This is a genomic window from Pseudonocardia sp. EV170527-09, from assembly GCF_008369905.1.
Taxonomy (GTDB): Bacteria; Actinomycetota; Actinomycetes; order Mycobacteriales; family Pseudonocardiaceae; genus Pseudonocardia.
This window is the reverse complement of the sequence record NZ_VRMC01000151.1, coordinates 1-6,672: the sequence shown is the minus strand read 5'-3', so window position 1 is coordinate 6,672 and position 6,672 is coordinate 1. Positions and strand designations below refer to the sequence as shown.

Annotated in this window: 11 protein-coding genes; all 11 read left to right on the top strand. The window is 64.6% G+C overall.

Annotation, left to right across the window (positions count from 1 at the left end):
- Nucleotides 1-253, top strand: a 253-nt coding sequence (locus FVA95_RS31110) for a hypothetical protein (RefSeq protein ID WP_161992486.1), incomplete at its 5' end; no start/stop codon positions are given.
- 267 nt (nt 254-520) lie between these two features.
- Nucleotides 521-1,000 carry a GtrA family protein gene (locus tag FVA95_RS34100; RefSeq protein WP_149666631.1) on the top strand — a complete coding sequence of 160 codons (480 nt, stop codon included), beginning with the start codon at nt 521-523 and terminating at the stop codon, nt 998-1,000.
- A 132-nt stretch (nt 1,001-1,132) separates the two neighbouring features.
- Entirely contained in the window at nt 1,133-1,285 is a 153-nt protein-coding gene (locus tag FVA95_RS34095; protein WP_149666630.1) for a lasso RiPP family leader peptide-containing protein, read from the top strand.
- 27 nt (nt 1,286-1,312) lie between these two features.
- Nucleotides 1,313-3,160 (top strand): asparagine synthase-related protein, encoded by a 1,848-nt coding sequence (locus tag FVA95_RS34090; protein WP_149666629.1) that lies wholly within the window; start codon nt 1,313-1,315, stop codon nt 3,158-3,160.
- Nucleotides 3,115-3,429, top strand: a complete 315-nt coding sequence (locus tag FVA95_RS34085) for a PqqD family peptide modification chaperone (protein WP_368667370.1) — start codon at nt 3,115-3,117, stop codon at nt 3,427-3,429. The genes FVA95_RS34090 and FVA95_RS34085 overlap by 46 nt, the downstream gene beginning before the upstream one ends.
- Nucleotides 3,420-3,830 carry a lasso peptide biosynthesis B2 protein gene (locus FVA95_RS34080; RefSeq protein WP_368667369.1) on the top strand — a complete coding sequence of 137 codons (411 nt, stop codon included), beginning with the start codon at nt 3,420-3,422 and terminating at the stop codon, nt 3,828-3,830. The genes FVA95_RS34085 and FVA95_RS34080 overlap by 10 nt, the downstream gene beginning before the upstream one ends.
- A 413-nt stretch (nt 3,831-4,243) precedes the next feature.
- Nucleotides 4,244-4,432 (top strand): hypothetical protein, encoded by a 189-nt coding sequence (locus FVA95_RS26965; RefSeq protein WP_149666628.1) that lies wholly within the window; start codon nt 4,244-4,246, stop codon nt 4,430-4,432.
- Entirely contained in the window at nt 4,429-4,584 is a 156-nt protein-coding gene (locus FVA95_RS31100) for a hypothetical protein (RefSeq protein ID WP_161992484.1), read from the top strand. The genes FVA95_RS26965 and FVA95_RS31100 overlap by 4 nt, the downstream gene beginning before the upstream one ends.
- 388 nt (nt 4,585-4,972) lie before the next feature.
- Nucleotides 4,973-5,656 carry a LuxR family transcriptional regulator gene (locus FVA95_RS26960; protein WP_149666627.1) on the top strand — a complete coding sequence of 228 codons (684 nt, stop codon included), beginning with the start codon at nt 4,973-4,975 and terminating at the stop codon, nt 5,654-5,656.
- A gap of 81 nt (nt 5,657-5,737) precedes the next feature.
- Nucleotides 5,738-6,196 (top strand): DUF6247 family protein, encoded by a 459-nt coding sequence (locus tag FVA95_RS26955; protein WP_149666626.1) that lies wholly within the window; start codon nt 5,738-5,740, stop codon nt 6,194-6,196.
- A 3-nt stretch (nt 6,197-6,199) separates the two neighbouring features.
- Complete coding sequence (locus FVA95_RS26950; RefSeq protein ID WP_149666625.1) at nt 6,200-6,553, top strand: hypothetical protein; 354 nt, start codon at nt 6,200-6,202, stop codon at nt 6,551-6,553.
- Nucleotides 6,554-6,672 lie beyond the last annotated feature (119 nt).

Below are 6,672 nucleotides of genomic sequence, written 5' to 3'. Positions count from 1 at the left end.
CAAGCACGACACCGCGTCCTGTGAAGCCGAGAACGCCGTACGCGACGAGATCGAGATCGCCGTCCGCAACGCCGAGCGCTACTGGGTCCCCGTCGCGCGGATCCCCAGTGACGGGAAGACCCCGCTGGAGGCGATCCGGATCAACGCGGCCGAGCTGGGCCATCCGATCGGCACCGAGTTCCGCCTGTCGCTGGTCCGCGACTTCGATGGGGAGGACCTGGAACTGCACACGGCCATAGTCCAGGCCCGGTAGCCGCGCCCAGCACCAGTCGCTGCCACCCGGCTTGGCAGCCCCACGGCCCCGGACGCCTGGGGTAGCGGCATCAATCATCGGGAAACGGCCGATCTTCATCCCTGTTCGCCGCGGCCGCCGTCGTGGAAGGTTCTCAGGCTGGCGAGCTGTTCGAGGTATACAGGCTGTCCGGCCCGGGGACTGCGCTCACGGCATCGGCCACGATGTCGGAGCCCCGGAGCAGCCCCGCTCCTACAACTTGACACACCCCCAGTAGCGTCAGCTCGGATGAAGAACCACAGTGCGATGGGCAGAGCGGTCACCACGACCGCCGGGGACCCAGCCGAGCCACGGCCTGTTCTCCGCGGACAGGTGGTCCAGTTCGTCCTCATCGGGTGCATCTGTGCCGTAGTAGACGCGTCTACCTATTCGCTACTTCTCATTGGAGGCGCGCCGTCGGCCGCAGGCAAGGCCGCTGGGTTCGCGCTTGGCACAACCGCGTCCTACTTCATTAACCGCCGATACACATTTCGATCTTCAGAGTCAAGTCAGAGACACAGCCTTCGAACGATCATGCTCTTCGTCGCTGTCTACCTGGCCACCCTCGGTGTCAACGTTGGGCTGAACGAACTCCTCCTCATCGCTCTCCCTCAACAATCGGTCGTTGACAGCACCCTTTTGCAGTACGCTATCGCGTGGACGACGTCACAGGGCGTAAGCACAATACTCAATTTCGTGCTACTCCGTTCGATCGTGTTCCGCCGATAGCTCACACGGCGAAGCACGAGAGATATTGCGTGCGCAACAAAAGAGATGTTGATGCCGTCGCAGACCGGGTGCTACGGTCCATACTGATCGACAATTGTTGATCAGTCAAAGCGACGATCGAAAGGGCCCCGTATGTACGGAGACCAGCCGACCGACGGCCACGACACCGAGGGAGTTCGCTACGAGCGACCGATCCTCACAGAGATCGGCAGCTTCCAGGAGCACACACGTGGGATCAACGGGACGACCTGGGAGCCTCAGCCGCTGACCTGGACCGGCCCGTAAGTACAGCAAGGCTCCAGCCGAGGACTCATGCCTAACTCAACGCATGGCGGGCCTCCTGAAGGTGAGGCGTGGTTCGTCGCTGTACCGGACAGCCGGCGCCCCACCCTCACCTTCGGAGCAGCGCCACTAGACAACGCACCCTGCGCAGTGACCCACCCGTCCGGCGCCCCTTGGATACTCGGCAGCTGGCGCAATGGCCAACTTCAGCTACTCACTAGCGGCGACCTGACCATCGCCCTCCTCGGCACGTTTCAGCTGTCCCCACTCGTACAGAGGATCGTCGAGCAATCGCGATCCCTTGACGATCTTACCAAGCTACACGACTACATTTCTGGTTCGTATCACCTTATTGCCTGTCTTCCCGGAGAGATGCGGGTACAAGGATCTGTATCAGGCCTTCGGCGGGTATTCTACTCGACCCAGTCGCGAACCCCGGTGTTTGGAAGCCGATCTGACCTGGTAGCCGCAGCAACTCACTCTACTGGCCAAGCGGATGTCGGATGGCTCTGTGCACGGCTCATCTACCCTCCAAGCCCTCGATTCTTGCGTACCGGCTCTCCTTGGTCATCTGTTCGGGCCGTCCCCCCTGAAGACTTCGCCTTGGTCCGCGAAGATGGAGGGGTAGAGACGAAACGACGTTGGACTGCCCCTGACGGTACTCTGTCCATTGCCGAGGGCGCAGATCTTGTGCGTCGCGCCCTGGAGTCATCGGTCGAGGCCCGTGTTAACTTAGGTACCGGGTCCCTGAGTGCCGACCTATCAGGCGGCCTAGACTCAACGCCATTGTGCTTCCTTCTCGCTCGCTCTGGTGGCGCACCGTTCATGCTCACTCAAGCTGGCGCTGATGCGGAGAATGACGACGCCCGCCACGCAGTACAGGCGGCGAAGTTTCTCCCCGGTATCACGCACAAAGTGCAGCACAGTAGCGATCTTCCCGGTCTTTTTTCTAGTGCAAAGACGGCGAGCGTCGGGCTTGATGAGCCAGACTCCGGCTTCCGTAACAGATCACGGACGGCTGCGATCGGGGCGGAGCTCCGCCATAACTCGCGGATCTTTCACGTCGGTGGTGCTGGCGGTGACGAAGTACTACAGCCGACACCAACCCATCTCTACGACCTGATAAGAAGTAGTCCGCGACTTGGCTATCACCGCGCCAGGGCACTTCGGGCCCGGCGCCCTCTCTGCAAGAGATCGGACCTGGCCCGCTTTCTCGCAAACAACGACACGTATCCGGACTGGCAGCGCAGCCAACTCCAATCGCTAAGCCAACCGATGCCGCGACACATGCTTGGCAGTTGGGGTGTCCCGTTCCGAGCTCCTCCCTGGCTGACACGCGAAGGTTTCAGATTAGTCACTAGCTACATAGAGGATAACGCGAGTATCACGCCATTCCACCCCTGCCGCGGACAACATGATGCAGCCGAAAGCATCATCAACGCAGGTAGGGTCACTCGCTTAACCGGTCAGACCTATGGACTAGAGGGCATCCAGGCCGAGTTTCCGTTCTTCGATGACACCGTCATTGACGCCGCATTATCGGTCCGCCCTGAGGATAAGGCCAACCCCTACTCTTTCAAGCCGCTTATTCGAGAAGCGATGAGAGATATCGTCCCGTCTGAAGTCATGGGACGATCAACTAAGGCAGACGTCTCTAGGGAGGTGTACGACGGCATGCGCACGTCCCGAGATGACCTGCTCGATATGGCTAGATCATCAATGCTCAACGACTTGGACCTGATTGACTCGAACCGTTTAGAGGATGCAATTAATGCCCCTCCGAACCCGAACGAGCACCCCACCATGCTTAACGAAACACTAGCCACTCAAGCATGGCTGTACGCCAGAGCCGGTACCTGCTTCGGAGATCGCCGATGACTCATATCCGCTTACGCAATAACGTGCACCATACCAGTTTCGAGGATGGGACCGGGGTACTCTTGGACGGTCGGTCAGGTACTTACTGGCAGTTGAACGCAACGGCGAATCGAGTACTTGCGGAGAGAACATCCGGGAAGAGCACCGAACAGGTGGCCCATGAGATTGCCGGTCCAGGAAACTCAGAACTAAGCAGTATCGTGCGTGACGATATCCGCTCCCTAGTCGGCCAACTTGTCTCAGCCAAACTCGTAGAGAGGTGTGCGTGAGTAGCCCTATCCCGCTACCTGAGCCGGTCGAGCTCAGAAGGAGCGAATGGTTCGTTGGCGTCATTGCAGTTACCCTAGCCGGTCTTCTTTCGAAGCTATCGCCGAGCCGTTTCGAACGCGTTCTAAAGTTCCTGAAGCGCGGATCCCGAGGATCTTGTTATGCGCGGGCAGCGCGGGCTAGAAATATTGTTACATCAATCAGCCTGCGCTGCGCCGGTGAAGGCTGCGTACAACGATCTATTGCCTCTGTGATCATTTGCAGGTTTCAGGGAGTGTGGCCGACGTGGAACTCAGGAGTACGCACTAAGCCATTTCGAGCGCACGCATGGATATCGGTCGATGGCCGGCCGGTCGAGGAACCAGAATCCACCAGCAGCTTCACTCCGTTGATATCTATCTAGGTCTGAAGTGCTGGCCGCAGTGGTAACTCCGACTTGACCTGCCTGCGCTGCGACGACGGCCCACTACTGGTCGGAGACCTCGCCGGCGACACACCGGCCCCGACGACGTGCTGCCCGCAGCCGCGCAGCACTGGCTCACCGCGACGTACTCGCTCAGGTCTGCGAGGACCCAGGTCAAGGTGGTGCTGCAGCCGTCCACCGTGTCTGTGCCGGCATTGGGGATCTCGCGCCCGTCGAGGATCTCCCTCACTCGATGTAGGTCTGCCCCACTCATCCCTCTGCCGTGCTGGCGGTCCATGAGTTCCAGCTTGCCCGCCGAGTCGCTCGCTGTCCGCGTCTCCGTCGTACCCATCCGGTAGAACGGGCCGCAACGCTCGATCCGGCCGCACACGCGGAGTGGAAAGGACCCCGAGATGACCGCTGACACGACCGGCGAGCTCGTCGCCCGCCTCGCCCAGGTCCTGGACCCGGTGGCCTTCGATGACCGCGCCGAACCCCGCACCCTGGGCCAGCTGTGGGACCAGGTCTCCCGACGGATGACCGCCCAGGAGCACGCCCGCCGCGCGATTGCCGCCGGCTGGACCTCCACGGAGACACCATGACTGCCGCACCCGCCCCGTGCACCCACCTGGGCGCCCACGTCGTCGCCCACCTCGGCTCCCACGAACCGCTCCCCTGGCAGCCCGTCCCGGCCCCGGCGGCACCGATGATCTCGATGGTGCGGACACGCTCGCTGCCCGGACCGGCCACCTGACGCTGGGCCGCTGCAGATCCTGCGGGGTCCAGGTCTTCAGCGCCCAGGTCCGCGGCGGCCCCGACGAACGGCGCATCGGGTACCCACCAGTGTTCGCGGGTCGCCCGGACTCCGCGGATCTGCCCGGGTTCCTCGACCGAGGGGTCCCGACCTGGACCTCGCCCTGGACCCCGATCACCGAGACCCGCGACTCCCCCCGGCCAGACGACGCCGCCGGCCCCGACATCAGCGCAGACAACAGCGGCAGCACCAGCGGGGACGTCGAAACGGCGGCGGCGCGGCTCCGCGATGTCCTCTCCAGCCGCGGGATCGACCTCGGGCCCAACGCCGAACAGATCGCCTCCGAGGCGGTCCTTGCGGTCCTGCAGACGCCCTCCTTGCCGCGGCCGTGAGCAACGACGACGCGGCCGACGACGTCGTGGCACGACGCGTGCTGGTACCCGATCTCGGCGACGAACTGACCGAGGTCCTGCGCCAGGTCGAGGAGCTGCTGCTGACCCTGGCCGCGTGGGAGGAAGAGCCCGACTGCCCCGGCCCGTTCGTCCTGCCCGCCCCGCTGGCCGGGCGGGGCGCGCTCGACGCGCTGCGCCGGATCCAGGACATCCTCGTCCCCACCCAGACCCCGTCGGAGATGCTCGACCGAGGCGCGCAGGTCGGGCCGCGGCTGGTAGGGCCCGACGGGCGCTACGAGCACATGCCGCTGCGCGCGGTGGCCATCGCTGTCGCCGACCTCGACGCTCTCGCCGCGGCCGCGGCGGTGCTCGGCCACACCGTGGCGACCCGCCCCGACACCGAGCTCGCCGAAGCCATCGCCGCCGGCACCGAGGCCGCCGCGCCCACCTACGGACCCGCACCCGCCCCTGGCGACATCATCGAGCGGCTGGCCCGTCTGCACGGCCTGCTCGACCTCGCCGTCAGCGACGACACCCGCCAGCTGATCACCGTCCTCGACCGCGCCGGCACCACAGAACCGGTCGTCCTCGACGACACCACCGAGGCGGCATACCAGCGCCTCGCGGACCGGATGAACGTGATGTGGGGTGACGGAGCGGCCTCGCGGTTCCTGTACTGACCCCGAGGGGGGTGAGCCGGAGCCACGCGGATGAACCCGGAACGACTTGCACCAAATTCTGAATACGTTCAGAATAGTTGCATGGCGACTGAGGTGCAGTGGAGCGATCTACAGCGAGACCCCAAGAGCGTCGCAGCACTCGCCGACCAGGGTGAGGTCCGAGTGCGCCGCCGCGACGGTGCCACCCTGCTCCTTCATCGGGAGGACAGCGCCGAAGTCGCCGCTCTCGGCGCGGTGAGCGCCGCGCGGGCACTGCGCAACGCTCTGGTTCATCTGCCGGGCGAACAGGGAGTGGAGGTCCTCGTCGAGGAGTTCCCGTGGGTTGACGTCCTGCCCGAGCCCGACCGTCGTGAGTTCGTCGCCGACTTCATCAGGGCGGTGTCGGCATCAGCTGAGCTCGGACGCTGGTCGGTGCTCGCCCAGGTCGTCCAGGAGTGGCGAGCGACCGCGGCGATCCACGCCGACCCTGCCCTGGTCGCCGAGCTGACAGAACCAGTCGACACCGACTTCGGGCCGGTCCCCGCACCGGAAGGGTCCTGATCCGTGCCGGCCAAGCGCGGAGACCGGGTCGCGCCCCCAGCCCGTCCGCACGGGTGGGAAGCCCGCTTCGCGACCACCGAGGCGGCCAAGGGCTGGGAGGAGCTGTGCCGGGTCGCCCGGCCGAACACCTGGGAAGCCTGGATCGTGCTGACCGAGCGCCCCACCGAAGCGCAGAATCCTGCGCGCCAACACCGCCTCCGCGGTGGACTCGCCACCCGCACCATCGGCGGGCGCGTCCTCGAACAGTGGCAGTACGAGGTCACCGCCGGTGGCCGGATCTGGTACTGCCCCGAACCCGAACGACGGATCGTGTGGGTCGTCGCCGCCTCCACCGGGCACCCGAAAGCCACCGACTGACGTCCTCAGATGACCGACCGGCCGCGAGCGCCAGTCAGTGCGCCCGAGTTTGATCAGAGTGGTTAGTGCGTGACGCGGGGTCAGCCGCGCAGCGCGGTGACGACCGGCTGGAGGTCGGC

Bases quoted from the DNA above. Each gene is read 5' to 3' on its own strand.
- FVA95_RS34100 (WP_149666631.1), top strand. From the start codon at position 521: ATGAAGAACCACAGTGCGATGGGCAGAGCGGTCACCACGACCGCCGGG.
- FVA95_RS31100 (WP_161992484.1), top strand. From the start codon at position 4,429: ATGACTGCCGCACCCGCCCCGTGCACCCACCTGGGCGCCCACGTCGTC.
- FVA95_RS34085 (WP_368667370.1), top strand. From the start codon at position 3,115: ATGGCTGTACGCCAGAGCCGGTACCTGCTTCGGAGATCGCCGATGACT.
- FVA95_RS26965 (WP_149666628.1), top strand. From the start codon at position 4,244: ATGACCGCTGACACGACCGGCGAGCTCGTCGCCCGCCTCGCCCAGGTC.
- FVA95_RS26955 (WP_149666626.1), top strand. From the start codon at position 5,738: ATGGCGACTGAGGTGCAGTGGAGCGATCTACAGCGAGACCCCAAGAGC.
- FVA95_RS34095 (WP_149666630.1), top strand. From the start codon at position 1,133: ATGTACGGAGACCAGCCGACCGACGGCCACGACACCGAGGGAGTTCGC.
- FVA95_RS34090 (WP_149666629.1), top strand. From the start codon at position 1,313: ATGCCTAACTCAACGCATGGCGGGCCTCCTGAAGGTGAGGCGTGGTTC.